Genomic DNA, 26,100 nt, shown 5'->3' with positions numbered 1-26,100 from the left:
GAGGTGAAGCGATGCACACCCGTCCCCAATCCCGTTACGTGCTCCCCGAGTTCACCGAACGCACGAGCAGCGGCAACCGCTCGATGGACCCGTACTCCAAGCTGCTGGAGGAGCGCATCGTCTTCCTCGGCACGCCCGTCGACGACACCGCCGTCAACGACGTCATGGCGCAGCTACTCCTGCTCGAACACCGCGCCCCCGAGCGGGAGGTCTGGCTCTACATCAACTCGCCCGGCGGTTCCGTCACGGCGATGACCGCGCTCTACGACACGATGCGCTACCTCACCTGCGAGGTCGGCACCTGCTGCCTCGGGCAGGCCGCCTCCGCCGCCTCGGTGCTGCTGGCGGCAGGGGCGCCGGGCAAGCGCCTGGTACTCCCCGGCGCACGCGTCGTCATCCATCAACCCGCGCTCGCCGAACCCGTGCACGGTCAGGCAGCCGACCTGGAGATCCAGGCGCGTGAAATCGCGCGCACCCGTGACCTGTTGGAGGAGCTGCTCGCGCATCACACGGGTCAGTCGCGCTCCCGTATCGCCGCCGACCTCGAGCGCGACACCATCTTCGACGCGCAAGCAGCGATCGAGTACGGCCTCGCCGACAGCGTCACAGTGGGCCGCGGGAACGCCGAAGCGCAGGGCCTGTCGGGATGAGCGCCCGCCCCTCCGAGCAGCCGCTGCCGGCGTTGACCCGCGCCGAGTGCCGCCTCGTCGACACCTACCTCGACGCGCTCGACGACCTCGGCCGGATCAACCCGGCCCGCGGCAGGGACACTTACACCGGCCTCCGTGCGGCGCAGGCGCTCGTCCGCCACGCCGCCGAACTCCGCGACGCCCTGACCCTCATGCACCAGCGCGGCGAGGACAGGATCGACCACGAGGCGCTCGTCCGAGCACTCCTCGTGCTCGACGGCGAACTGCGGGCGTCCCGAGTGGAGTTGCGGCGCCGCGCGTGAAGGGGTCGGGGGCGTTGCGCTCGCGGCACTGCGTCCGCTTTTACCGTCGCCGAACTCGCCCGGGAGCGGGGCAGGTTGAACCCCGTCCCCTGCCCTCCGGAACGCTCCCCGTGGGCGGTCGGTGCTTGCCGCACCGGTCCGGCGACGTCTGCGTCGTCACCGCATGCCGCCGGCCAGGAGGGAAGAGCCGGCCCTCGCGGCAGCACGGCATCCGCGAGTGGCCTGGGCCGCTGCGGCAGTGTGCGGGCGCGGGGCGCCCCGAGCGCGCGACCGACCGCCGGGCGGCTGTCGAGGCGGCAACAGGAACAGCGGCCGGGGGCCGGAACTCCGACTCCCCCTTACCGCCCGGCAGTTCGCAACCCGGGTGAGGTGGACAGCCAGACAACATGCGTCGTCCCCGACGCAGGATGGCCCCTCAGTCGAGGGCGCGCGCCGAGTCCTCCCCCGCGAGCCGCTCCCAAGGAAGCACCGCCCAGACGGTCTTGCCGCCCGACTCGGAAGGCACCACCGAGAGACGGCCCCCGACCTCGCCGAGGAGGGCGCGGACGATGTCCATGCCCCGCCCGTTGTCGAGGCGTACCGCCGCGGGGAGCCGCTGGGGCGGGCGCGGGCAGGCGTCGGTGACCCCGATGCCGACCCGTTCGGCCGACTCCCGCCGGACGTCCACTCGGAAGTCCGGGGACTCGCCCCTGGTGTGCTGCACGGCGTTGGTGGCGAGCTCGGAGACGATCAGCCGGACGGTGTCGAGCGCCTCCCCGTGCTCCGGGACCCCCCAGCCCACGAGGATGTCGGCGACGTGTCTACGGGCCGCGCCCACCGAGGCGGCGCTCGTGTCGAGCGTGACGGCCGTGGTCGCCCGCTCGTGGTGCACGTGGTCCGCCATGGCGGCACCGTCCCTTCCCTTCGCGGGGGCGGCGTCCCCCGTTCGCCCGGCCGCCCCGGGACGGAGACGCCGTCCGGTCGCCAGGCGACAGCCTGCCATCACGCGACGCCGCACGAGGCGCATCCCGGCGATCCGGGGCGGTCTGTCGCCCGAAGCAGTGAGCGCCTCTGTCACGCACGGTGACGAATGGCAGCCGTCTGCCGCCGCCCGACGCGCGTGAGGTCATCACGGCGCCCGGCGGCGGGAGTTCGGCTGACCGGCGCTGCCGGATCACAGGGTCCAGCTACGCAGCTCGTCCGCGATGCGGTGGACGTCGACGGTGCCGTCCTTGACGAGCTTGGCGAGATCGCGCACCTGCTCGGGCGAGGTCGCCACCTTCTCACCGCTCGCCACGAGGTAGCCGTAGGCGACGGCGGACGCGTAGAGCGCGTTGGTGCGCTCCAACGCGGTTACGTGCAGGAGGAGTTGGAGGAGGGCGGCGGCGCGGTCCGCCGGCTCCGCATAGACGGGACGTTCGAGCACGGCGGCCTGGTGCCGGCTGACGGCGGCGACCAGAGCGCCGTAGTCGGTGATGCGCGGGTCGCCGGGGACCTTCTCCTCGGCGACCATGAGCAGCCAGGCGAGATCGATTCTGAGTGTCACGCGGCCCGGCTGCCTCCGCGCTCCTCATGCCCGAACTCCTCGGCGAACACGGCCTGGTAGCTCTTCATGAAGTCGGCGGCCGCGTCGACGAAGGTGGCGCCCACCTCGCCGGCGTCCCGCTGCACCAGCTCCTCGATGTAACGGTTCACGCTGACCCCTCTCTGGAGCGCCCGTTCCCGGGCTGCCTCGGCTGTTGCTTCGTCCACGCGTACGTTCATCTGTGTCTTCGCCACACCGCCAAGCTAGCACCGATCCGCTAGCACCGACCACCGCGTGCGCCGGTCCGGATCGCGGACCGGCGCACCCCGGCGGCACCCGGGATGCTTGGATGCGCCCCATGCCCGAGGCCGAGTCCCCCGCTCAAGCCGATTTCCGGATACGCACCGCACACCCCGGTGAGGCCGCCGAGGTGCTGGAGTTCTGGCATGTCGCCGCCGAGGGGACGAGCATCACGGACGACGTCGAAGGCGTCGAGCGCCTCCTCGGGCGGGACGCTGACTCGCTCCTGCTCGCCGAGGACGCCGCAGGGCGCCTCCTCGGCAGCGTGATCGCGGGGTTCGACGGCTGGCGGTGTCACCTCTACCGGCTCGCCGTGCACCCCGCAGCACGGCGGCGCGGCGTCGCGCGGGCCCTTCTCGCCGCCGCCGAGGAGCGGTTCCTCGCGCTCGGCGGCAGACGGGGCGACGCGATGGTGCTCCAGGAGAACGCTCCGGCGCACGCGGTCTGGAGCGCGGCCGGTTACGCTCCGCAGCAGGAGTGGCGGCGCTGGGTGAGACCGCTGCCATGAGCCGGCGAACTCCCCCGTGACAGCCGCCGTGCGGGGGAACGCGCACGCCGTCGCCTGCGTTTACGATGAACAATCCAAACCCTCACGGCGCCGGCTCCCAGTCGGCGCCTCCTTCGAAAGGTGTGAGCGTCCGCCCATGGGCGACCCTCCCAGTTGTCGTCATAGATCCCATAGCAGCGGCCGAAGCCGGCCAGGAACCGAGCGCACCGCCCTCCGCGTGTGCGCCCCGCACGGCGGGCGGGTGGTGACCTGGTGATCGAAGTCCTTCTGCTCTTCGTCGCGCTCCTGCTCGCACTCGCCTGCGGAGCCTTCGTCGCCGCCGAGTTCTCCCTCACCACCGTCGAGCGCGCCGAGTTGGAGCGCGCCGTCGACGCCGGCCAGCGAGGGGCCTCCAGCGCCCTCAAGGCCGTCCGCTCCCTCACCTTCCAACTCTCCGGTGCCCAACTCGGCATCACCGTCACCAACCTGGTGGTCGGGATGCTCGCCGAGCCCTCGATCTCCAAGCTGATCGCGGGGCCGCTCCGGGACATCGGGGTACCCGCCGGTGCGTCGTCGTCCGTGGCGCTCGTGCTGGGCACGGCGCTCTCCACGGTCGTGCTCATGGTCATCGGCGAACTCGTACCGAAGAACTGGGCGATCTCCAGCCCGGTCGCGGTGGCCCGCCGGGTGGCGACGCCGCAGCGGATCTTCTCGACGGTCTTCCTGCCGCTGATCCGCCACCTCAACAACACGGCCAACCGCATTCTTCAGCGCATGGGGATAGAACCCACCGAGGAGCTCGCCTCCGCGCGCTCGCCGCAGGAACTCGTCGCGCTCGCACGGCACTCGGCGAAGGAGGGCGCGCTCGAGGAGGACACCGCTGACCTGTTCGTCCGCACCCTCCACCTCGCCGAGCTGACGGCGGAGAACGTCATGACCCCGCGTGTCCAGGTCACCTCCCTGGAGGTGCAGGCGACCGCAGAGGACGTCGCCAACGCGACGCGTGCGACCGGTCTCTCGCGCTTCCCCGTGCACCGGGGCAGCCTCGACACGGTCGTCGGCATCGTCCGGATCAAGGACGTGCTCGCCGTCCCCGCGGAGGAGCGGTTGCGCACGCCCGTCACGGAGTTGACGCGCGAGGCGCTGCTCGTCCCCGAGACGCTCACCGTCGACCGGCTGCTCGACCAACTCTCCGGCGGGGACCGCAGCATCGCGGTCGTCATCGACGAGTACGGCGGCACCGCCGGAGTCGTCACGCTGGAGGACATCATCGAGGAGGTCGTGGGCGAGGTGCGGGACGAGCACGACCCGCAGGAGCTCCCCGACCTCGTCCCCGCGGGCGAGGACGCCGAGGGGCGCCGGCGGTACGACGCCGACGGCGCCGTGCGCACCGACCAGATGGAGGCGATCGGCCTGCGTGCGCCCGACGGCCCGTACGAGACGCTCGCCGGGCTCGTCGCGACCGAGTTGGGGCGCATCCCCGCACTCGGTGACGCGTGCGAGGTCGCCGGCTGGCGGATCGAGGTCACCGACGCGGGCGGCCGCCGGGCCGCACGGCTGCGGATGACGGCACCGCCCGAGCCCGTCGACGAGGAAGCGACGGCCGACGAGGACGAGGAGGCCAGGCGATGATCGCGCTCCAGTTGTTCATCGGGCTGCTGACACTCGTCGTCAACGCCTTCTTCGTGGGCGCCGAGTTCGCGTTGATCTCGGTGCGCCGCAGTCAGATCGAGCCGAGGGCCGAGGCCGGCGAGAAGCGCGCACGGCGCGTGATCTGGGGTCTGGAGCACGTCTCGCACCTCCTCGCCGCCGCGCAGTTGGGCATCACGCTCTGCACCCTGGTGCTGGGCGTCGTCGCCGAGCCGGCGATCGCGCACCTGCTGGAGCCGGTCTTCCACGCGGTGGGTGTGCCGGGCGGCCTGACGCACGCCATCTCCTTCGTGATCGCGCTCGCCGCCGCGACGTACCTGCACATGCTGCTCGGCGAGATGGTGCCGAAGAACATCGCGCTCGCCGAACCGGAGCGGGCCGCGCTCTGGCTCGGTCCGCCGCTCGTGGCGCTCTCCCGGGCGCTGCGTCCGGTGATCTTCACAATCAACGCGTTCGCGAACGCGCTGTTGAAGCTGCTGCGGGTGGAGCCGAAGAACGAGGTCGAGTCGGCCTTCTCCGACGACGACCTCGCGCAGATGGTCGCCGACTCCAGCGAGGCCGGCCTCCTCGACGACCGCTCGACGGAGCGACTGAGGGACGCGCTGGAGCTGGGCCGCCACCCGGTGGGCGAAGTCGCACGGCCGACCATGGAGATGGTCACCGCGCGCGAGGGGATCACCCCGGAGGGGCTGGAACAGCTCTCGGCGACCTCGGGCTACTCGCGCTTCCCCGTCGTCGGCGCCGGTGGCAAGGTGCTGGGGTACCTGCACGTCAAGGACGCGCTCGACGCCTCGCCCCGGGATGTGCCCTTCCCCGTCTCGGCGATGCGGCGCATCGCCCGGGTGCAGGCTTCGATGCCGCTCGACGACGTGCTCGCCGCGATGCGTTCCAGCGGTACGCACCTCGCCGCGGTGACCGCCGACGGCGGGCGCCCCGGCGGCGTCGTCACGATGGAGGACGTGCTCAGGGAACTCGTCGGCGGGCAGGCCGCCGCCTGACGGAGCCCACCTCGAAGGGGCGCGGGCCGCGTGGTCCGCGCCCCTTCGCGTGCCCTCGTGAAGGCGGCGGGCCCGGCAATCGGTTGCCCGACGCAACGAGTTACCCTCGTACCTCGTGGAAAGCCGAGCCCCCTCCCCCGTAGACAGCGCCGACGCCCCCGCGGCGGCCGGCACCGAAGAGCGTCCCGCGCCGCGTGCCGTCGGCAGCTTCGTCGCACTCGGCGACTCGTTCACCGAGGGGATGTCCGACGCGCTGCCCGATGGCAGCTACCGCGGCTGGGCCGACCTGCTCGCCGCCCGACTCGACGCCCGCCACGAGGGGTTCAGGTACGCCAACCTCGCGGTGCGCGGCAAGCTGATCGGGCAGATCGCCAGGGACCAGGTGCCCGCCGCCGCGGAGATGGGTGCCGACCTGGTGACGCTCGTCGGCGGGCTCAACGACGTGCTGCGGCCCAACTGCGACACGGAGCGCGTCTGTGCACTGTTGGAGGAGTCGGTCGCCGCGCTCGCGCCGCGCTGCGGGCAACTGGTGCTGATGCGCAGCCCCGGGCGGGACGGGCCGGTGCTGGAGCGGTACCGGCCGCGCATGGAGCGCCTCTTCGACGTCATCGACGAGCTCGGTGAGCGGTACGGCGCCCTCGTCGTCGACCTCTACAGCGGCAACCCGCTCGGCGACGACCGGCTGTGGGCGGACGACCGGCTGCACCTGACGGACGAGGGGCACCGGAGGGTCGCGGAGGCGGTCTGGCAGCGCCTCGGCCACGCGCCCGAGTCGGACTGGCGGGCGCCGCTGCCGCCGGCCGAGCCGGCGAAGTGGCTCCAACAGCGCGGCGCCGACCTGCGGTTCGCCAAGGTCCACCTGCTGCCGTGGATAGGGCGCAGGCTCACCGGCCGCTCCTCGGGGGACGGCCGCGAACCGAAGCGCCCCGAGCTCCGGCCGCTCTGAGCCGGGGCTGGCCTGCGGGGACGTCGGAGGCGACCCCGTAGACTCGGGCAGCGTGACTGACTCGCCCCGCATCCCGAACGTCCTCGCCTCCCGCTACGCCTCCGCCGCGCTCGTCGATCTCTGGTCGCCCGCGGCGAAGGTCGTCCTCGAGCGCCGGTTGTGGCTCGCCGTGCTGAAGTCGCAGCGCGACCTCGGCGTCGAGGTGCCGCAGGGGGCGATCGAGGACTACGAGCGGGTCGTGGAGGACGTCGACCTCGACTCGATCGCCGAGCGGGAGCGCGTCACGCGGCACGACGTCAAGGCGCGGATCGAGGAGTTCAACGCGCTCGCGGGGCACGAGCAGGTCCACAAGGGCATGACCTCGCGGGACCTGACGGAGAACGTGGAGCAGCTCCAGATCCGCCTCTCCCTCCAGTTGGTGCGCGACCGCACCGTGGCGCTGCTGTCGCGGCTGGGGCAGCTCGCGGGAGAGCACGCGGGGCTCGTCATGGCAGGCCGCTCGCACAACGTCGCGGCGCAGGCGACGACGCTCGGCAAGCGGTTCGCGACGGCGGCGGACGAACTGCTGGCGGCGTACGGGCGGTTGGAGGCGCTGCTGGGACGCTACCCGCTGCGCGGCGTGAAGGGCCCCGTCGGGACGTCGCAGGACATGCTCGACCTGCTCGGCGGAGAAAGCGGGAAGCTCGCCGAGTTGGAGCAGCGGGTCGCCGAACACCTGGGCTTCGGCGAGGTGTTGACCTCCGTCGGGCAGGTCTACCCGCGCTCGCTCGACTACGAGGTGGTGAGCGCGCTGGTGCAGCTCGCCGCCTCCCCCTCGTCCCTGGCGAAGACGATCCGCCTCATGGCAGGGCAGGAGCTCGTCACGGAGGGGTTCAAGGAGGGGCAGGTCGGCTCGTCGGCGATGCCGCACAAGATGAACACCCGCTCCTGCGAGCGCGTCAACGGGCTCATGGTGGTCCTGCGCGGGTACGCCTCGATGGCCGGCGAACTCGCGGGCGACCAGTGGAACGAGGGCGACGTCTCCTGCTCCGTGGTGCGGCGGGTGGCGCTGCCCGACGCCTTCTTCGCGTTCGACGGACTCGTGGAGACCTTCCTGACGGTGCTGGAGGAGTTCGGCGTCTTCCCCGCCGTCGTCACCCGCGAGCTCGACCGCTACCTTCCCTTCCTCGCCACCACGAAGGTGCTCATGGCCTCCGTGCGCGCCGGCGTCGGACGCGAGGAGGCGCACGAGACGATCAAGGAGCACGCGGTCGCCTCCGCGCTCGCGCTGCGCGAGGGCGCGGAGCAGAACGCACTCCTCGACCGGCTCGCCGCCGATGCCCGAATCCCCCTCGACCGCGGTGAGTTGGGGGAACTCATGGCCGACCGGATCTCCTTCACGGGCGCCGCCGAAGCGCAGGCGGTCGAGGTGGTGCGGCAGATCGAGGAGGTCGCGGCCGCGCATCCGGAGGCCGCCGCGTACAAGGCGGGGGCGATCCTCTGACGCCGCGGTTCAGCCGCGAGGAGTTGGAGGCCGCGCGCGGCGGCACGGTCCCCGACGTGCTGGAGCCCGGACTGCGGGTGCTGTTCTGCGGGATCAACCCGTCGCTGATGTCGGCGGCGACGGGGCACCACTTCGCGAGGCCGGGCAACCGCTTCTGGCCGGTGCTGCACGCCTCCGGGTTCACACCTCGTCGGCTGCGGCCCGACGAGGAAGGCGAGTTGCTCCGGTACGGTCTCGGGATCACCAACGTCGTCGCACGGGCCACCGCACGCGCCGACGAGGTGGACCACGCCGAATTCGTCGCCGGCGGGCGGCGGTTGGCGCAGGTCGCGGCGGATTACGCGCCGCGGCGGCTCGCCGTCGTCGGCGTGACGGCCTACCGTACGGCCTTCGACGAGAAGCGCGCGCAGATCGGGGCGCAGGAGCGGCGCGTCGGCGGCGTCCCCGTGTGGGTGCTGCCCAATCCGAGCGGGCTCAACGCGCACTGGTCGCTGGAGGGGATGGCTGAAGAGTTCGGGCGGCTGCGGGAGGCCGTGGAAGGCGAGCGGTGAGCTCTCCTCGGAAGGCCCCGCAAGAGAAGTCGCCTATGTGCGGCAGCCGTTGGGACGAAGGTCATCGCGGCTCCTCCCCCGCCGCCGCGAGCAGCCGGTAGGGCAGGTGCGGCCCTGCGCGGCCGATGCCGAGCGCGACGAACCGCCCGTGCGGCGTCCAGGCGCGGAGCGAGCGCACCCCGTGGTCGCAGAGCGAGCGGAGGGGCTCGTCGACCGGGTCGCCCGACAGCCGCTGCTCCAGGACCGGGAGGAGGTCGACGAGGCGGGGAGGCCCCCAGTCGGCGGCGAGGCGGACGGCGAGCGCCTCGCACTCGGCGGCGAACCACTCGCGCTCCGCGCGGAGTTCGGCCGCGTCCTGGTCGGCGTCGGCCTCGCCGACAACCAACTCCACGATGCCCGCGGTCGGTTGGCCCCGGAGCCGGGCCACGGCTGCGAGGTGCGGCACGAGGGACATGCCTCCAGTCAACCCCACTCCGGCGAGCCGGTCGCGGGCGGGTTCAGGCGTCGAGCGCAAGCCCTCCGGCACCGACGACTAGGGCCGCCCACGCCTGCCCTGCCGGTGGAGCGGGCCGAGTTGACCGTCCGCGAGCAGGGGATACCGCGGCCGCCGTGCGCCGGGTTCAGCCGAAGTACGCGCAGGCCGCAGCCGAGACGGCCGAGTTCCCCGTCCTCATCACACTCGGCGCGCGGGACCGCACCCGGGCCGTGAGCCTACGGGTCGGGGTTCGTCACCGCACGGACGCACTCCGCGCACTCGCCGTGACCAGCACCAGCGGATACGATCCGCCGCACAGGCACAGTCAGGGAGGCAGACCTTGGGGAGGCTCATCGGCAGGGACCCCGCGCTGCTGCGGAGGATCAACTCGACGGTGGTGCTGCGGGCGTTGCGCGGCTGCGAGGAGCCGGCCGGACGCTCCCTGACCGACCTGGTGCAGGCCACCGAGCTGTCGAGGCCGACGGTCGAAGGGGTCGTCGAGCAGCTCCTCGCCGCCGGTCTCGTCGCCGAGGCCGAGGAGGGGCCGTCCACCGGAAGCGTGCGGCGCGGCAGACCGGCGCGGCGGTTCCGATTCCGGGCCGAGGCCGGGCACCTTCTCGGGATCGACCTCGGCGCGCGCCGGGTGTCGGCGGTCCTCTCCGACCTCACGGGCCGGCGCCTGGGGACCGCCTCCCGTTCGATCGACGGCACGGACGAGGCCGAGGTGCGCCTGGAGCGCGCCCACGACGCCGTGGCCGAGCTGCTCCGCACCACGCACGTGGCACGCTCGACGCTCCGCGCCGTGGGCGTCGCCACCCCCGGCATCGTCCGCGACAACGGCACCGTCACCCTCGGCGCCGCCCTCCCCGGCTGGACGGGGCTGCCGCTCGGCGAGCGGCTGCGGCGCTCCTTCCGCTGCACGGTGCTGGTGGAGAACGACGCCAACGCCGGTGTGCTCGCCGAGCGTTGGCTGGGCGCGGCGCAGGACGCCGACGATGTGGTGATGGTCCTCGCCGGCCTGAGCCCCGGGGCCGGCTCCCTCATCGGGGGCCGGCTGCATCGCGGCTTCGGCGGTGCGGCCGGCGAGATCGGCGCCCTCCACCTGCTCGGCCGCGAGGCCACGCCCGAGCACCTCCTCTCGACGACGGGCGAGCCCCTGCACCCGCTCGACGAGGCCGCCGTCGCGCACGTCTTCGCACTGGCGCGGGAGGGCGACGCGCAGGCCGGCGCCGCCGTGGAGCGGTTCATCCAGCGGCTGGTGCACGACGTCGCGGCGCTGGTGCTGGCGCTCGACCCCGAGTTGGTGGTCGTCGGCGGCTGGGCCTCGGGGCTCGACGACGTACTGGAGCCGCTGCACGCCGAGTTGGGGCGCTACTGCCTGCGCACGCCCCGCGTGGCGCTCTCCGCGCTCGGCGGAACGGCGGTGGCGACGGGCGCCCTTCGGCTCGCGCTCGACCACGTGGAGGGTGAACTCTTCACCGTCGAAGGGGCGTTGGAGTAGGTCGACGGAAGGGTGCCGTCCTCGGACAACCGCGCGCCGTGGGCCCTCGGCACCCCATCTGCCGGCGTACGGCCCTGGGTTGGCCCCGCGGGCCGTATCAGCCGGCCAGCGACAGCGATTCCGCCTCGGCGAATGAGAGCCGGCAGGTGTCGGCGCGGTAGGTGGCGTGCGAGACGGCGGCGACGCGGCCCTCGGAGAGGTAGCGCGTCGCGACGACGAGGACGGGGGCGCCGGGGAGGCGGTCGAGACGGCGTGCCTCCTCCGCGCGGGCGGACCCGAGTTCGACGGTGCGGTCCTGGCCCTCCAGGGTGAGGCGGTGGAGTTCGCGGAGGACAGCTCGGGCGTGCGCGGCGGCACCCGCCGACGAGGCCATCGCGGGCAGGCCGGGCACGGAGGACCCGGGGACGTGGAGCACCTCGGTCGCGACGGGCTGGCCGTGGTTCATCCTGCTGCGCCGCACCGCGTGGACCGGCTCGCCCTCGCCGAGATGCGGCCGGAGGAGGCGGGAGATCTCTGCGGGGAGCGGTGCCTCCTCCTCGGACCCCTCGAGTTGCCAGAGGTCGTCGGGCGCGCCGGGCCATCCGGGCTGCCCTGGGCCGACGTCGACGCCGACCCGGGGAGGAGCGACGGTGGTGCCGACGCCGCGGCGCCGCTGCAACCTGCCCTCCAACTCCAGTTGCTCCAGGGCCTGTCGGAGGGTGGCACGGGCCACGCCGAAGCGGGCGGCGAGCTCGCGTTCGTTGGGCAGGACCTCCCCGACGGAGAACTCGGAATCGAGCGCCTCGGACAGGACGGTCTTCAGGTGCCAGTACTTCGGCTCCGGCACTGCCTCGGTTTGCGTGGTCCCCACCGTTGCCTCCGCCATTGCTCTTCACCCCGTGGTCGTACGCCTCAACCCGCCCGCCTGCGGCCCCCGTAAGGCGCGGGCGTTTCCGCTTCCTTGTTTCTTAAAGGTCCTTGCGTATGCCCGCGACGATAGGCGGGGCGCCCCCCTTGGTCAAGACCAATCGTCGCCCCCACGCCCCAACTGCGGGTTTCCGCAGGGCCGATGGACGTTGACGGCGAGGACGCGAGGAGAAATGATCGATCATCCTCGGACCCCTGGAGCGCTTATGCAGCCCGAGCCCCACTCCCCCGCAGCCCGCGCCGACGGGCCGCGTACGACCGTGGTCACCGGTGCCTCCCGCGGCATCGGCGCCGCCACCGCACTGCGCCTCGCAGGCGAGGGCCACCGGCTCTGCGTCGGCTACGCGCGGGACGCCGAGGCGGCGGAGCGGACGCTCGCCGCGGTCCGCGACCTCGGCGTCGAGGCGACCGCCGTGCAGGTCGACACCTCGGACGAAACCCAGGTCGACGCCCTCTTCGCCACCGCCGAAGAGCGGTTGGGGCCCGTCACCGGGCTGGTGAACAACGCCGGCATCTCCGGCCCGCTGGGCCGCTTCACCGAGACGTCGCCCGAGGTGATGCGGCGGGTGGTGGAGGTGAACGTCGTCGGCGCGCTGCTCTGCGCGCGGCGCGCGCTGCGCACGATGTCGACCGCGTACGGCGGGCGCGGCGGGGCGATCGTCAACATCTCCTCGGGCGCCGCGACGCTCGGAGCGCCCGAGGAGTACGTCCACTATGCGGCGAGCAAGGCGGCCGTCGACGCGATGACGACGGGCCTCGCCAAGGAGTTCGGCCCCGAGGGCGTCCGCGTCAACTCGGTACAGCCAGGGGCCATCCTCACAGGGATGCACGAGGCGATGGGCGACGCCGACCGCCCCCGCAGGAAGGCCGCGATCACGCCGCTGCGGCGGGCCGGTGAACCGGAGGAGATCGCCGCCGCCGTGAGCTGGCTGCTCTCGGAGGAGGCGTCCTTCACGACCGGTGCGGTGCTGCGGGTGAGCGGCGGCCTCTGAACGGGCGCGGCTGCACGGCGAGATGGGCGAGCTTCTCCGGGTCGGCGAGCAGGTAGACGGTGCCGATGCGGCCCTGCGCGTCCTGCTCCAGTACGAAGACGCCGTGCAGGTCACCGTCGGGCCGCACGGCGACCACCGCGGGCAGCCCGTTGAGTTCGCGGACCGTGACGGCGAGGTCCGCCGCCTGCGAGCCGATCGCGGCGAGGAAGCGGCCCACCTTCTGCGCCGTGGTGATCGTGCGCAGGGGCGCCTTCGCCCTGCCGCCGCCGTCGGAGACCAGGCGGACGTCGGGAGCGAGGAGCGCGAGGAGCCCGGCGAGGTCGCCGCCGGTGGCGGCGTCGAGGAACCGCTCGGTGAGTTCGCCGTGGTGCGCCGCGTCGACGTCGTAGCGGGGACTGCGCGCGGCGACGTGCCGCCGTGCGCGGACGGCGAGTTGGCGGACGGCCGTCGGGGTGCTGTCGAGGGTTCCGGCGATCTCGGCGTAGGGGAACTCGAACGCCTCGCGGAGGACGAAGACCGCCCTTTCCAGCGGGGAGAGCGACTCCAGTACGACGAGGACGGCGTAGGAGACCGACTCGCGCCGCGTCGCGTGCGCCTCTCCGTCGGGGCCGGGCGGGGGCGCGAGCGCATCGGTGGGGAGTGGCTCGGGGAGCCAGACGCCCGGGTACTCCTCGTGGTGGCGGGCGGCCTGGCGGAGGCGGTCGAGGGCGAGTCTCGTCGCGGTGCGCACGAGGTAGCCGCGCGGGTCGCGGACGTCGCTGCGGTCGGCCGCCGACCACCGCAGCCACGTCTCCTGGACGACGTCCTCCGCGTCGGCGTACCTGCCCAGCATGCGGTATCCGACCTGGAGAAGCACCGCGCGGTACTCCTCGAAGACGGACGAGAGCGCCTGGATCAACTCGCCGCCGGGATCGCCGGGTTGGGGGTTCGTCGCCTCGGTTGCCGCCACGTCCCCAGGATGGCACCGGGCGGCTCCGCGGCCGCCAGGGGGTTCCCGGGGCGAGCCGCTGCTGACATCGTGTCGACACTGCGGTACCGCACTCGCGCGAGCGGTCCGATCCGAAGGAGGTCCCCGTGCCCGCCGTCAGCTCCCCGCACGCTCCCGTGCCCGTCTCCCGCACCCGCGTCCGGGTCGACTCCGACGAGGGCCCGCCCTTCGACGTCGTGTACGAGCGACGCGGCGCAGGCGAACCCCTCGTCCTGCTCCACGGGGTCGGGCACCACTGGCAGGCGTGGGAACCGGTGCTCGGCGCCCTCGCCGCCTCCCACGACGTCGTCGCACTCGACCTTCCCGGCTTCGGTGCCTCCCCTGAGCTGCCAGCGGGGCATGGCTACGACGCGGCGAGCGCGGCACGTCAACTCGCCGCCGTCTGCGCCGCGTTGGTTCTGGAGCGCCCCCATGTCGCAGGCAACTCGCTCGGTGGACTGCTCGCCCTGGAGCTGGCGCGGACCGGACGGGCCCGCTCGGTGACGGCGCTCTCCCCGGCCGGCTTCTGGACGGAGCGCGAGCGGCGGTACGCCTTCGCCGTGCTGCGCGGCATGCGGGCGGGAGCCGCCGCGCTCCCCGAGTCGGCCGTGCGGACGCTGGCGCGCAGCGCCGCCGGACGCGCCTCACTCACCAGCACCATCTACGCGCGCCCCGGCCGGCGTTCGCCCGAGGCGGTGGTCGCGGAGACGGCCGCACTCCGGGACGCGACCGGGTTCGAGCCGGTGCTGGCCTCGGGGCGGCGTCCTGACGCGCTCTTTCGGAGCGACATCCCGGACGTGCCGGTGACGCTCGCCTGGGGCGACCGCGACCGGGTGCTACTGCCGCGGCAGGGGGTCCGCGCCAAGCACGTGCTACCCGGCGCCCGGCTGGTGCGGCTCCGCGGCTGCGGCCACGTGCCGATGAACGACGACCCGGCAGCCGTCGCGCGGACGGTCCTCGACACGACGGCGGCGGCCCGAGCCGCATCGGGCTGAGCCCCGTCCGATGGGTTCAAGCCGAGTCGGCCCGCCGCCCGCTGGCGTCGTCGGCATGACCCACGCAAGCGAGGAATCGCGGCACTTGAGCGTCCGTATCGCCCGTCCTGTTCCCGAGGTCCACGCCTACGCGTCGCACCCGGCGAACCTGCCGGAGTGGGCGCACGGGCTCGGCGAGACGGTCGAGAGGATCGACGGCGAGTGGGTCGCACACTCCCCGGAGCTGGGGCGGGTCGTGGTCGTCTTCGCGCCGTGCAACGAGTTCGGCGTGCTCGACCACGACGTGACGCCTTCCCACGGGACGACCGTCCACAACCCGGTACGGGTGCTCGCCGACGGCGAGGGCAGCGAGGTCGTCTTCACCCTGCGGCGTGCACCCGGAACCGGCGACGACGCCTTCGCTCGGGACGCCGCTGCGGTCACCGCCGACCTCGCCCGGCTCAGGACGCTGCTGGAGTCCGGTGCGCGCTGAGGCCGCCGGATGCCCGGCCACCTACACTTCGGGGCATGGCTTCCTCCGACGACCTGACTCCGCAACCCTCCACCGGTGCAAAAGAGTTGCGGGCCGCCGACACCGACCGGGAGGCAGTCGCCGAGCGGTTGCGGGAAGCGGCGGTGGAAGGGCGGCTGTCGCTGACGGAGTTGGAGCAGCGGCTGGAGGCGGCGTTCTCAGCCAAGACGTTCGCGGAGCTGGAACCGCTCGTCGTCGACCTCCCCGACGCGCCGCCACGCGCGGGGGGTTCGGATCGGCCGCTGGTGCTGAAGACCAACGGCGTTCTCCAGCAGACCGGTTACTGGGAAGTCCCGGAGACGATCGTCGCCAACACGAGCATGGGTACGATCACGATCGACTTCACGGCGGCCGAATGCCGCAGGCGCGAGGTCACCATCGAACTCGCCGTCGGCATGGGCACGGTGGTTGTCGTGGTGCCGCGCGGCTGGGCGGTGCGGATCGACGAGCTGAGCACGGGCATGAGCAGCGTCGTCAACTGGGTCACGGGGCCGCCTGAACCGGACGCCGCCGTTGTGCACTTCACGGGCCGTGTGCGCATGGGGACGCTCAAAGTACGCCACCCGAGCCGTTTCGAGACGGCGCGGGCACGGCGGGCGGGGCGGTAGGGGCTGCTGGTGGGGCGTGCGTCGGTCCCGGCCGGTGCTCGTCCCCCGCGGGTCGGAGGTGGCCGTTCGGCTCCGTGCCCTCGCCGGACGTGCGGAGCGGGGGCTCTCGCCTCGCGGGCCCGGGAGGCACGTCGACATGCTGTTCGGGAGGCTGACGGCGGTGGGCTGCTGTCGCGGCGGCCGTTCTTTCACCTCCACTCGACACAAGAGTGACAGGCGCTCGCCACCAACTCGCCTTCGACAGGACGCACTCGGTGATGCGTACGCTGGGACCCTCCGGCATGCCGACGACGCGGACGCCTGCCAACTTCCTGCCGGCTCGGTGCGCAGCACTCGCCCGGGGCCGACTCATGCAGCGCAACCGGACGGCCCGCGCGGGACACGGCGCAGGGCAAAGCGGAACCGAGGGCGCGTCAAGGACGAGGCTCGTGTGCGGCGCTCAGCCGTCGACAAGGGCGACACGTACGGAGCCGGCCCCTGCACCTCAGCCTCGCCACGGGAAGTCGGACTACTACCGCACGCCCCCCCGACCCCCGCGTCCCCCAGCGGCAGCGATACGGCGGCGGACCTCGCCGTACGCCTCCCGCGCCTCCTCGCCCAACTCGCCACCCGCTTCCGCGGCTTCGGCGTACGCGGTGGCCGCCGCCTCCAACTCCTCGGCGACGCGGCGGGGTTCGGGCGGACTGCGGTGGTCGAGGAGTTCGGCGACGAGCAGGTGGGTGTGGCCGAGCTCCAGCGCCAGCTCGGCGCGGAGCTCGCCGGTCGGTGCGGACGGCATGTGGTGCCGGAGCCCCCTGACCGCGTCCGCGAGGAGCGCGACGCCCTCGCCTGCGGCCTCGGAGAGGGCAGGGGCCGGCGCCTGAGGGGCCGCGCGGAGCACGAGACGGGCGCGCATCCGCACCACCCGTGCGAGCGGGGCCGGTTCGCCGAGGGAGCGCCACGCCGCGTCGGCCCGCGCGTAGGCGCGAGCGGCCTCGTCGTCGTAGCCGGCCTCCGTGTAGGAGTCGGCCGCGAGGTGGAGGAGGTGGGCGCCGTCGTACGGGTCGTCCTCCCGGTCGGTGAGGTCCGCCGCGACGGCGTACTCCTCGGCGGCCGAACGGTGGGCCGCGAGCGCGCCGTAGGCGGAGGCGAGCCAGAAGTGGGCGCGGGCGCGTCGGGACGGCGGGTGCGCCTCGTCCAGTAGGGGCAGAGCCCGGCGGAGCGTCCGTACCGCCGCACGGTGGAGGCCGAGCGCCAGGAGGGAGCCGCCCAGGCGCATCCGCGCGAGGGCTCCCGCGCCCTCGCCGTCGCCCTCCTCCTCCGCGGCGAGCGCGGCCTCGCGCCAGGCAGCCGCCGCCTCGCGCCGCCCGCCGTCCGCCTCGACGGCCTCGGCGTACAGGAGGCGCAGACGCACGTGGTCGGCGGAGGCGGGCACGTCGCCGCGGTCGGCGTCGTCGAGTGCGGCGGCGAGGACCCGGACGGCTTCTTCGGGGTCCTCGGTGTTCAGCAGGACGCGAGCCAGGGCGAGTTGGGCGCCGGCAGCGGACCAGGGGCGGCCTGCTGCGCGATAGCAGGTGACCGCCTCGCCGAGGTACTCCCGTGCGCGCGGATCGTCGGCGCACCGCTCGGCGAGACGTCCACGGGACTCGGTCGCCTCCGCGATCCTGGCGCGGACCGCGGGCTCGGCTGCGTACGGCTGCGCGAACGCGACGAGTTCGGACAACCGTGCGTCCAACTGCGCGGCGGCAGTGTCCGGTCGGCGCGCCTCCGGGAGCAGCGCAGACTCGATCCTGGCGCGTGTGAGGAGGACGGCCGTCACCTGACGCAGGTCGGCCTCCCCGTTGCCCAGGAGCCGGTGCGCGGCGGCGCACAGCTCGTCCGCCTCGGCGAGGGCCGCCGCCGGGTCGCCGGCGAAGGCGGTGGCGAGCGCGGCCCGGGCTCGGCAGGCGAGCGCCGATCCCGGGAGGCCGTACGCGTCGAACTCGGCTGCCGCGCCGAGGAATTCGGTGACGGCCTCCTCCGGGCGGCTGCGCGCGAGGTCCATCGCTCGGTGGTCGCGAAGCTCCGCGCGGGCCGCGCCCGGCAGCAGCCCACCGTGGTCGGACGCCGCGTCCACGGCCGACCACGCCGCCGGCGCCTCGGGGCGCCCGTCGGCACTCAACTGCCGTGCATGCGTGAGGAGTTGTTCAGGACCGCCGTGCGGGAGGGGCTCCGTGCGACCGCCGTGCACCGCGAGTGCGTCGAGCAGCGGTGCGGCGGCCAGGCGGACCTTGCTGCGGTCGCCCGCTGCGCTCGTGCCGTTGCGGCGGTCGAAGCGGGCAGCGAGGTCGAGAGCCTCGTCGAGCGTGGCGCGCAGATGCGACGCCGTGGTGGGACGGCCACCGTCCGGTGTGTGCAACCGCTCCTCGCCGCCGCCCAGTTCGCAGCTTCGGCGCAGCACAAGCGAGACGGCGACCAGCCACTCCAGACGGGCGGCAGGCTCTCCGACGCCGGGCTCGCCCGCCAGGTACTGCTCGTCGAGGAGTTCGAAGCCGCGCTGCTCGTTGCCGGTACGGGCGCAGAACTCCAGGTGCGCCGCGATGTCGCCGAGCGCGCCGGGCACGGTGCGTGCGAGGCGGTAGCCGCGCAGGTGGTGCCCGCGCGCAAGAGCGGTACTGCCGACGCGGACGAGCGGCAGCACCGAAGCAGCGAGAACCGAGGCCCGGCACACCGCGCAGCCCTCCTCCCTCTGCTCCGGGCCGCCCGGGAGCTCGTCGCGCGGCGCGAGCAGCGGGCGCCACGCGCGCAGCGCCCCCGCGTCGTCGACGCCCGCCAACAGGCGCCCTTCGAAGAGGAGTTCGCAGCCGCGGCACTCCGCCGCGCCGTCCCGCGGCGCCCGCCGCCAGGCGTCGGCGGCGCGCTCCGCGCGCCCGGCGTCGCCGAGGTGCAGCGCGAAGGCCGCCTCGGCGCGGTGGATGCCGCGAAGCGAGTAACCGGCGCGTCCGGTCCGTTCCGACGCCTCGCCGAGCCACTCCTCGATCGCGTCGAGCGGCACGTGCGGCTGGGCCACCATGGCGTCGACGGCGTTGGGGAACGCCCGGTGCAGCGCGCGGTGTTGGTCGGGACCGAGGTCGCCGGGACGCTCGTCGAGGACGCGCAGCAGGCGGGCGAGGGGCGCGAACAGACGGGCGGACGCCCCGGATCGGGAGGCGTCGGCGAGCTGGGCGAGGTGGACCTCCGTGCGGAGGGTACCGTCGGCCTCGGCTGCGCGGCGGGCCTCGTCGAGCGCCGCGGTACGCTCCGGGCCCGGGGCCAGCGCGTCGGCGCGCAGGAACCGCTCGCGCGGTCCGAGTTCGTAGCTGCTCATCCGGCCTCCCCCGTACGGCACTTCGGCTGCCGGTCGCTCGGGGTGCCGCCCTGCACGGTTCTCGCTCTCCGTCTCCCGGTCACCGAGCGATCCTAGGCGGACGCGCACCGGCGCACCACGGCGCCTCTCGTCCCTTCCCCGCACAGGGGGTCGGGGGCCACCCTCTCCTGTGGGCCGGGGCGCCGAAGTTCACGCGGCGTTCGTGTGCGCGGCACCTGCCCGGGATAGAGCTGCCACTCCGGCCGTACGACAGTGAGGAGAACCGATGGACCACGGCGACCCGACGAGAGCCCACGCCCCCGACAGGCGCGCCCTGTTGCGCGGCACGCTCGCCGCCTCCGCTGCGCTCTCGATGCCCGTGCTGGCGAGCGGCGCCTCGGCCGCGCCCGCGCACCTGCTGCGGCGCAGCGCCCCGGCGGCGAAGTGGGGCGTGCAGGCCGGCGACGTGACGAGCTCCTCGGGGCTGGTGTGGACGCGCGCGGACCGGCCGGCGCGGATGCTCGTCGAGACCGCCCCGACGGAGGCGTTCCGCGACCCGCGGCGCTGGGACGGCCCCCTCGTCGGCCCGGAAACCGACTTCACGGGACGGGTCGCCGTCCACGGCCTCCCGCCCGGCGAGCAGATCCACTACCGGGTCACCCTCCTCGACCCCGACGACGGCCGCCGGGCCGGCGAGCCCGTGCACGGCACTTTCCGCACCGCTCCCCTCCAGCAGCGCGCGGGGGTGCGGTTCGTGTGGTCGGGCGACCTGGCGGGGCAGGGCTGGGGCATCAACCCGGACCGCGGCGGCTACCGGATCTTCGAGGAGATGCGCCGCCTCGACCCGGACTTCTACCTCAACAGCGGCGACACCATCTACGCCGACTCCCCGATCGAGGCGAGCGTCCCGCTGCCCGACGGCAGCACCTGGCGCAACGTCACCACGGAGGAGAAGTCCAAGGTCGCGGAGACGCTCGCCGAGTTCCGCGGCAACTTCCGCTACAACCTCCTCGACGCGCACCTGCGCCGCTTCAACGCACAGGTCCCGACGGTCGCCCAGTGGGACGACCACGAGGTGCTCAACAACTGGTACCCGGGCGAGGTCCTCGACGACGACCGCTACACGGAGAAGGACGTCGACACCCTCGCCGCCCGCTCGCTGCGCGCCTTCAGCGAGTACCTGCCCGTCACCACGCTTCCCCCGCGCGACGAGGACGGGCGCGTCTACCGCGTCGTCCACCACGGCCCGCTCCTCGACGTCTTCGTGCTGGACATGCGCAGCTACCGCAACGCCAACTCCCCGGGCCGCCAGCCCGAGGACCGCCAGGGCATCCTCGGCGCGGCGCAACTGAAGTGGCTCAAGCGGGAGCTCTCCCGCTCCCGCGCGACGTGGAAGGTGATCGCCTCCGACATGCCGATCAGCCTCGTCGTACCCGACGGCGACACCGACGTCGAGGCCGTCGCACAGGGCGACCCCGGAGCGCCGCTCGGCCGCGAGCTCCAGCTCGCCGAACTGCTGCGGCACATCAAGCACGACGGCATCACGGGAACGGTCTGGTTCACCACGGACGTCCACCACACGGCCGCGCACCGCTACGACCCCGACCGGGCCGCGTTCGGCGACTTCACGCCGTTCTGGGAGTTCGTCTCCGGGCCGCTCAACGCCGGCGGGTTCCCCGCGCTGGAGCTCGACGCCACCTTCGGACCCGACCAGCGCTTCCTCAAGGCTCCGCAGAAGGCGAACACACCCCCGTCGGAGGGCGGCCAGTACTTCGGCCAGGTCGACATCGACGGCACCACGGGCGAGATGACGGTCCGGCTGCGCGAACAGGGCGGAGCCGTCCTCTTCACGCAGACGCTCAGCCCCGGCTCCGCGTAGACGAGGACGCGCCCTGATACTCGTCAGCCATGGCCTACCACCACCTCGACGCCTCGGCCGCCTCCGAGTTGACGTACCGCGCCGTCGGCGCGACGGCGGGGCGTCTGCCGCCCGGACTCCCCGGTTCGCTGTGCGTGCGGAAGCGGATCGGGCGGGGGCGTGGCGTCTTCGCCGTCGCCGCACGGGAGTTGTCTGAGTTCCGGCTGCACCGTGCGATGGGCGTCGAGATGTGCGCGTCCGCGCCGCGAGCCGCCCCCGGGGTACGGGTGCGGGTGGGGATCGGCCCGCGCGCGGTACGGGTGCGGTGCGCCTGCCGGGTGGTGTGGACGCGGTGCGACGGGTCGGCGGCGGGGTGGGCGTACGGCACGCTGCCGGGGCACCTGCTGAGCGGGGAGGAGGCGTTCGCCCTGCGGCTGGAGCCCGACGAGACCGTGGTTCTCACCGTCACGGCGTTCAGCTCGCCGGCAGCCGGGTGGGTGCGCGCCGCCCTGCCGCTGGTGCGGCTCTTCCAGCGCGCGTACGCGCACTGGTGCGGCGCGGTGCTCCGCAGGCTGGTGCGGTCGCATCGGCACCGGGCAGGCGATTCGGGCAAAGAGTGCAACCTCGGCGAAACCTGAGACAAGCCAGCAGATGCACGTTTAATCAACGGGTCACACACCGTTCGTGATCACGCAACGCCCGTCCGCGAAGGTGGACGGCATGACGGAGAAGACCGCGAAGGCCACCCGTACCCGTACCGCGCCGACCGCGCAGGAGCCGCACCGCTGGCGGCGGGAACTCGTCGAGCTCGCCGCGCTGTTCCTCGCCGTCACCGTCGCCGACACCGCGGCGAAGACGGTGGTCAACGCGCCCGACGGGCCCGTGACACTCGCCGTCGCCGCGCTCGTCCTCCTCACCACCGTCGCCTTCCACACCTGGTGGGGAAGGCGCCGCCGGCACACCGCACCCGACGCGGAGCCGCCCGCCCCGACGGAGGCCGACGAGGCACCCACGGCGCTGTGGCGGATGCGGACCACCGTGCGGGAGGAACCCGGCGCGCTCGCCGCCCTGTGCGGCGCCCTCGCCGACCGCCGCGTCGACATCCTCGCCCTCCAGACGCACCCGCTCGGACCCACCGCCGTCGACGAACTCCTCCTGCGCGCCCCCGAGTCGCTGGAAGCCGGCACGCTGTCGCACAGCGTCTCCGCGGCCGGAGGGAGCGACACATGGCTGGAACGGGCCGACGCGCACGACCTCGTCGACACCCCGACGCGGGTCCTGCGGCTCGCCGGCCGCACCGCCCAGGACCCGGCCGAACTCCCCCTGACCCTGCGCGAGTTGCTCGGCCGCTGCCGGCTGCGGTGGCTGCCGGCCGACGGCGAGGAAGCGCCGGCGTCCATGACGGAAACAGTGCTCACCCTGCCCGACCCCGCAGGCGGACGGCTCCTCGTCGAGCGCCCTGCCCTGCCGTTCACGCCGACGGAGTTCGCGCGCGCCCGCGCCCTCGTCGAGCTCGACGCCCGCCTCGGCCACCGCCTGCCAGACCGGCGCGAGCGCTGCACCCTCCCCGAGGGGCAGCCGATCACCGTACGCCGGGCGGGACTCGACGACCTGGAAGCGGCCAAGGCGATGCAGGCACGCTGCTCGGACGAGACGCTCACCGCGCGCTACCACGGCCCGCTCCGGGACGCCGACCGGTACCTGGAGCACCTGCTCTCCCCTCGGTTCGGGCGCACCCTCGCCGTCGAGACGGCGTCGGGGAGGCTCGTCGCGCTCGGGCACCTGCTCTGGGACGGGGAGGAGGCCGAGGTCGCGCTGCTCGTCGAGGACGGGTGGCAGCGGCGCGGTGTCGGCGGCGCCCTGCTACGGCGCCTCGTGGACGCCGCACGCCGAGCGCGCGCCGAGAGCGTCTACGCGGTGACGCGCGCCTCCAACACCGGGATGGTGGCGGCGATGCGGAGCCTCGGGCTCCCGCTCGACTACCAGATCGAGGGGGGCACCCTCGTGGTCAGCTCCCTGCTGACGGCCGAGCACGCACCGGAGGGCGCGCCGGACGCCGGCGAGCACGTACCCAACTGACCGGGGGCTCCGCGGATGCGCCGGCGGCGAATACGGGTGACGCCGCCGGCGCGGCGTACCAGGATGGGCGCATGTCCGATGCATTGAACGCCACCGCCCCCCTGCCCCGCGAGGTCGCCGACGCCTACGTGGACGCGCTCGTCGCACTCGACCCCCTCACCGGCACCTACCTCGGCGTCCCGGAGAGCAACCGATACCTCCCCGACTTCTCCCCCGAAGGCCAGGAGAGGCTCGCCGGGCTCGCACGCGAGACGCTCCAGCGCCTCACCGACGCCGAAAATCGCCCCGGCGGCGACTCCCCCGCCGAACGGCGCTGCGCCAGGCTCCTCCGCGAGCGCCTCACCGCCGAACTCGCCGTGCACGACGCCGGCGAGGGGCTGCGCACCGTCAGCAACATCGAGTCCCCGGTGCACTCGGTCCGCGGCATCTTCACCGTGATGCCCACCGAGACGGTGGAGGACTGGTCGGCGGTGGCCGCCCGGCTGCGCGCCGTGCCGGCGGCTCTGGAAGGGTACCGGGCCTCACTCGGACAGGGCCTGGAGCGCGGCCTGCTCGGCGGCCCCCGCCAAGTCGAGACGATGATCGAGCAGTTGGAGGAGTGGACGGGCGCCTCCGGCGGCGACGACTGGTTCGCCGACTTCGCCGCCGAGGGCCCGGACGAGCTGCGCGGCGAACTCGCCGCGGCCGCGGAGGAGACGACACGCGCCTTCTCCGAACTCGCCCGCTGGCTGGGCGAGGTGTACGCACCGGCCGTCGCGGGCACCTCCGACATCTTCGGACGCGACCGGTACGCCCGGATGTCCCGCCTGTGGAACGGCAGCGACCTCGACCTGGAGGACGCGTACGCCTACGGCTGGGAGGAGTTCCACCGCATCCTCGGCGAGATGCGCACGGAGGCGGAGAAGGTGCTCCCCGGCGCCGCCACCCCCTGGGAAGCGCTCAAGTACCTTGACGAGCACGGCCGTTCGGTCGGCATCGACGAGGTGCAGGGGTGGCTCCAGTCCCTCATGGACGAGGCGATCGCCGAGCTCGACGGGACGCACTTCGAGCTCTCCGAGCCCGTCAAGCGCGTGGAGTCGCGCCTCGCCCCGCCCGGCAGCGCCGCCGCTCCCTACTACACGCAGCCGTCGCTCGACTTCTCGCGTCCCGGCCGCACCTGGCTGCCGACCATGGGCGAGACCGAGTTCCCCGTCTACGACCTCGTCAGCACCTGGTACCACGAGGGCGTCCCCGGCCACCATCTCCAGCTCGCGCAGTGGGCCTACTGCTCCGACGACCTCTCCCGCTACCAGACGGGCGTCGGCATGGTGAGCGCCAACGCGGAGGGATGGGCGCTCTACGCCGAGCGCCTCATGGACGAGCTGGGCTTCCTCACCGACGCCGAGCAGCGCCTCGGCTACCTCGATGCGCAGATGATGCGCGCGGTCCGGGTCATCGTCGACATCGGCATGCACCTGGAGTTGGAGATCCCCGCGCACTCGCCGTACCACCCCGGGGAGCGGTGGACGCCCGCCCTCGCGCAGGAGTTCTTCGGCCGGCACAGCGGAAGGCCGGCCGAGTTCGTGGAGAGCGAGATCGTCCGCTACCTCGGGATGCCGGGCCAGGCGATCGGCTACAAGCTCGGCGAGCGTGCCTGGCTCGCCGGCCGGGAGGCGGCGCGCAGGGCGCACGGTGCCGCGTTCGACGCGAAGAGGTGGCACATGGCGGCGCTTTCGCAGGGGTCGTTGGGGCTCGACGACCTCGTCGAGGAGCTTTCGGTGCTCTAGCCGCCGCGCTCCGCGCCACCGTACTCGGTGGACGCGGAGCCGGCACCGCCGGTCCGGCCCCCGTCTCCCCGCCCGGGACCCCGGCGCGTCAACGCGCGTAGCCGCCCTCGGAGTTGATCACCTCTCCCGTGATCCACTCGGCCTCGTCCGTGCAGAGCCACGAGACGAGCTTCGCCGCCTCGTCGGGGGTGCCCCACCGGCCGCCCGGGAAGAGGCGGGCGACGGCCAGATGCTCCTCGCCCGTCACGTAACCGGTGTCCACGGGGCCGGGGTTGACGGTGTTGAGGGTGACGCGCTCCTCGGCGAGGGCGGTGGCGAGGGTCCGCGTCGCGGAGGCGAGCGCGCCCTTGGCCAGGGCGTAGGCGACCTCGTCCGGCATGCCTCCGCGGCGGTCCTGTCCCGAGGTGAGGCAGACGATGCGGCCCGTCGGCGGCTCGTCCTCGGCGCGGCGGCGCAGCTCCGCCTCGGTGCTGCGCCGCTGACGCACGAACGCCTGCGTCAGCAGCACGGTGGAACGGGTGTCGACGGCCCAGTGCGCATCGAGCATGCCGGCGTCGATCGCGTCGAGAGGGCCGTCGTCGCCGCTGAGGGCGTGGTTGGCGACGAGGATGTCGAGGCGGCCGCCGAGCGCCTCCGCCGCGTCGGCGACGAGCCGCGCCGGTGCGTCCGGCTGGGCGAGGTTGGCGGGGCCGTCGGCGAAGACGGCGTCCTCGGTGCCGACCTCGCGGACGCTTTCGAGGACCGCCTCGATGCCGCCCGAGTCGGCGCCCCAAGGCTGCTCCTCGTCGTGCGGTGTGTGGTGGTGGAGGTAGACGCTGGCGCCGTAGGCGGCGAGCCGGCGCGCGACGGCGTGCCCGATGCCGAGGCGTCTGCTGGCGCCGGTCACCAGGGCCGTGCGCCGACGGAGGGGATACGGGTCGCGGTAGGGGGAGGCGGGCTTCGGGGGCTGGTTCATGGGGCGATCCTGGTACAGGGGGCGCGCCGTGTCATGCGTATCCGGGGCGGGTCAGCCGGTGCGCCTGCCTCCGGTCTCCCGCGCGCCCAAGGGGACTTGGGGCCGACGGCGGAGGCGGGCCGGTTCATCGGCCGGCGGGTGTTCACCTGGGCGGCCGGTAGCCGGGAGCGGGGAGCGGGCCGGGTGGGGCGGCCGGTGGCGTTGTCTGCGCGACCGGTGGCACCAACGGGGCGAGTCCGGCCGGGGGGATGCACGCGGCGCGGTGGTGCTCGCGGTCCGGCCTACTGCGGGCGTCGGGGAGCCGGCGCCCCG

General features: G+C 73.7%; 25 protein-coding genes. 17 read left to right on the top strand and 8 right to left on the bottom strand.

What is annotated here, in order from left to right; genetic code table 11:
• Window positions 1-11 precede the first annotated feature (11 nt).
• Window positions 12-650 (top strand): ATP-dependent Clp protease proteolytic subunit, encoded by a 639-nt coding sequence (locus F603_RS0125890; RefSeq protein WP_019548849.1) that lies wholly within the window; start codon window positions 12-14, stop codon window positions 648-650.
• Window positions 647-952 carry a hypothetical protein gene (locus tag F603_RS0125885; protein WP_019548848.1) on the top strand — a complete coding sequence of 102 codons (306 nt, stop codon included), beginning with the start codon at window positions 647-649 and terminating at the stop codon, window positions 950-952. Before F603_RS0125890 ends, F603_RS0125885 begins: the two co-directional genes overlap by 4 nt.
• A gap of 415 nt (window positions 953-1,367) precedes the next feature.
• Here the strand turns inward: F603_RS0125885 and F603_RS0125880 are convergent, their stop codons facing one another.
• From F603_RS0125880 to F603_RS0125870, 3 genes are all read right to left on the bottom strand, one after another.
• Window positions 1,368-1,835: an ATP-binding protein gene (locus F603_RS0125880; protein ID WP_019548847.1), complete on the bottom strand. Its 468-nt coding sequence runs from the start codon at window positions 1,833-1,835 to the stop codon at window positions 1,368-1,370.
• A gap of 270 nt (window positions 1,836-2,105) precedes the next feature.
• Window positions 2,106-2,477 (bottom strand): hypothetical protein, encoded by a 372-nt coding sequence (locus tag F603_RS0125875; RefSeq protein WP_019548846.1) that lies wholly within the window; start codon window positions 2,475-2,477, stop codon window positions 2,106-2,108.
• Window positions 2,474-2,710, bottom strand: coding sequence for a toxin-antitoxin system HicB family antitoxin (locus F603_RS0125870; protein ID WP_026328715.1), 237 nt, complete (start codon window positions 2,708-2,710; stop codon window positions 2,474-2,476). Before F603_RS0125870 ends, F603_RS0125875 begins: the two co-directional genes overlap by 4 nt.
• A 95-nt stretch (window positions 2,711-2,805) precedes the next feature.
• On the opposite strand from F603_RS0125870, the gene F603_RS0125865 reads away from it, so the two are divergent.
• The 6 genes from F603_RS0125865 to mug all read left to right on the top strand — a co-directional run bounded on the left by F603_RS0125865 (window position 2,806) and on the right by mug (window position 8,871).
• Window positions 2,806-3,264, top strand: a complete 459-nt coding sequence (locus F603_RS0125865) for a GNAT family N-acetyltransferase (RefSeq protein ID WP_019548844.1) — start codon at window positions 2,806-2,808, stop codon at window positions 3,262-3,264.
• Window positions 3,265-3,516: 252 nt separating this feature from the next.
• Window positions 3,517-4,875: a hemolysin family protein gene (locus tag F603_RS0125860; RefSeq protein ID WP_019548843.1), complete on the top strand. Its 1,359-nt coding sequence runs from the start codon at window positions 3,517-3,519 to the stop codon at window positions 4,873-4,875.
• Entirely contained in the window at window positions 4,872-5,891 is a 1,020-nt protein-coding gene (locus tag F603_RS0125855) for a hemolysin family protein (protein ID WP_019548842.1), read from the top strand. The genes F603_RS0125860 and F603_RS0125855 overlap by 4 nt, the downstream gene beginning before the upstream one ends.
• A gap of 115 nt (window positions 5,892-6,006) precedes the next feature.
• Window positions 6,007-6,837 (top strand): SGNH/GDSL hydrolase family protein, encoded by an 831-nt coding sequence (locus F603_RS0125845; protein WP_019548841.1) that lies wholly within the window; start codon window positions 6,007-6,009, stop codon window positions 6,835-6,837.
• Window positions 6,838-6,889: 52 nt separating this feature from the next.
• Window positions 6,890-8,320, top strand: coding sequence for an adenylosuccinate lyase (gene purB, locus F603_RS0125840; protein WP_019548840.1), 1,431 nt, complete (start codon window positions 6,890-6,892; stop codon window positions 8,318-8,320).
• Window positions 8,321-8,343: 23 nt separating this feature from the next.
• Entirely contained in the window at window positions 8,344-8,871 is a 528-nt protein-coding gene (mug, locus tag F603_RS0125835) for a G/U mismatch-specific DNA glycosylase (RefSeq protein WP_019548839.1), read from the top strand.
• Window positions 8,872-8,932: 61 nt separating this feature from the next.
• On the opposite strand, the gene F603_RS0125830 is transcribed toward mug, so the two are convergent.
• Complete coding sequence (locus F603_RS0125830) at window positions 8,933-9,325, bottom strand: hypothetical protein (protein WP_019548838.1); 393 nt, start codon at window positions 9,323-9,325, stop codon at window positions 8,933-8,935.
• A gap of 361 nt (window positions 9,326-9,686) precedes the next feature.
• Here F603_RS0125830 and F603_RS0125825 point away from each other — a divergent pair, with 361 nt between their 5' ends.
• Window positions 9,687-10,847, top strand: a complete 1,161-nt coding sequence (locus F603_RS0125825; protein WP_019548837.1) for an ROK family protein — start codon at window positions 9,687-9,689, stop codon at window positions 10,845-10,847.
• Between the two features lie 97 nt (window positions 10,848-10,944).
• Here the strand turns inward: F603_RS0125825 and F603_RS0125820 are convergent, their stop codons facing one another.
• Complete coding sequence (locus F603_RS0125820; protein ID WP_026328713.1) at window positions 10,945-11,697, bottom strand: GntR family transcriptional regulator; 753 nt, start codon at window positions 11,695-11,697, stop codon at window positions 10,945-10,947.
• 262 nt (window positions 11,698-11,959) lie between these two features.
• Between F603_RS0125820 and F603_RS0125815 the strand changes: the two genes are divergently transcribed.
• Window positions 11,960-12,745 carry an SDR family oxidoreductase gene (locus F603_RS0125815; protein ID WP_019548835.1) on the top strand — a complete coding sequence of 262 codons (786 nt, stop codon included), beginning with the start codon at window positions 11,960-11,962 and terminating at the stop codon, window positions 12,743-12,745.
• Here F603_RS0125815 and sigJ read toward each other — a convergent pair.
• Window positions 12,705-13,694: an RNA polymerase sigma factor SigJ gene (sigJ, locus tag F603_RS0125810; protein WP_019548834.1), complete on the bottom strand. Its 990-nt coding sequence runs from the start codon at window positions 13,692-13,694 to the stop codon at window positions 12,705-12,707. The two genes, F603_RS0125815 and sigJ, sit on opposite strands and share 41 nt — an antisense overlap.
• 125 nt (window positions 13,695-13,819) lie before the next feature.
• Between sigJ and F603_RS0125805 the strand changes: the two genes are divergently transcribed.
• From F603_RS0125805 to F603_RS0125795, 3 genes are read left to right on the top strand one after another with little or no spacing between them, the layout of a single operon-like run.
• Window positions 13,820-14,707 carry an alpha/beta fold hydrolase gene (locus tag F603_RS0125805; protein WP_019548833.1) on the top strand — a complete coding sequence of 296 codons (888 nt, stop codon included), beginning with the start codon at window positions 13,820-13,822 and terminating at the stop codon, window positions 14,705-14,707.
• Between the two features lie 55 nt (window positions 14,708-14,762).
• Window positions 14,763-15,179, top strand: coding sequence for a polyketide cyclase (locus F603_RS0125800; RefSeq protein ID WP_026328711.1), 417 nt, complete (start codon window positions 14,763-14,765; stop codon window positions 15,177-15,179).
• A 35-nt stretch (window positions 15,180-15,214) separates the two neighbouring features.
• Entirely contained in the window at window positions 15,215-15,826 is a 612-nt protein-coding gene (locus tag F603_RS0125795) for a DUF1707 SHOCT-like domain-containing protein (RefSeq protein WP_019548831.1), read from the top strand.
• 511 nt (window positions 15,827-16,337) lie between these two features.
• Here F603_RS0125795 and F603_RS0125790 read toward each other — a convergent pair.
• Complete coding sequence (locus F603_RS0125790; protein WP_019548830.1) at window positions 16,338-19,151, bottom strand: hypothetical protein; 2,814 nt, start codon at window positions 19,149-19,151, stop codon at window positions 16,338-16,340.
• 265 nt (window positions 19,152-19,416) lie between these two features.
• On the opposite strand from F603_RS0125790, the gene F603_RS0125785 reads away from it, so the two are divergent.
• The 4 genes from F603_RS0125785 to F603_RS0125770 all read left to right on the top strand — a co-directional run bounded on the left by F603_RS0125785 (window position 19,417) and on the right by F603_RS0125770 (window position 24,833).
• Window positions 19,417-21,009, top strand: coding sequence for an alkaline phosphatase D family protein (locus F603_RS0125785; protein ID WP_019548829.1), 1,593 nt, complete (start codon window positions 19,417-19,419; stop codon window positions 21,007-21,009).
• A 29-nt stretch (window positions 21,010-21,038) separates the two neighbouring features.
• Window positions 21,039-21,626, top strand: a complete 588-nt coding sequence (locus F603_RS32935; protein ID WP_019548828.1) for a DUF1990 domain-containing protein — start codon at window positions 21,039-21,041, stop codon at window positions 21,624-21,626.
• An 82-nt stretch (window positions 21,627-21,708) separates the two neighbouring features.
• Window positions 21,709-23,067: a GNAT family N-acetyltransferase gene (locus F603_RS0125775; protein WP_019548827.1), complete on the top strand. Its 1,359-nt coding sequence runs from the start codon at window positions 21,709-21,711 to the stop codon at window positions 23,065-23,067.
• A gap of 71 nt (window positions 23,068-23,138) precedes the next feature.
• Entirely contained in the window at window positions 23,139-24,833 is a 1,695-nt protein-coding gene (locus F603_RS0125770; protein WP_019548826.1) for a DUF885 domain-containing protein, read from the top strand.
• A gap of 88 nt (window positions 24,834-24,921) precedes the next feature.
• Here the strand turns inward: F603_RS0125770 and F603_RS0125765 are convergent, their stop codons facing one another.
• A complete protein-coding gene (locus F603_RS0125765; protein WP_019548825.1) occupies window positions 24,922-25,788 on the bottom strand; it encodes an SDR family oxidoreductase in 867 nt (288 codons plus the stop codon).
• Window positions 25,789-26,100: the final 312 nt, after the last annotated feature.

The organism is Streptomyces sulphureus DSM 40104, assembly GCF_000381025.1.
GTDB classification, from domain to species: domain Bacteria; phylum Actinomycetota; class Actinomycetes; order Streptomycetales; family Streptomycetaceae; genus Streptomyces; species Streptomyces sulphureus.
Note: the sequence above shows the minus strand (reverse complement) of the source record. Positions and strands in the feature narration are given on the sequence as shown.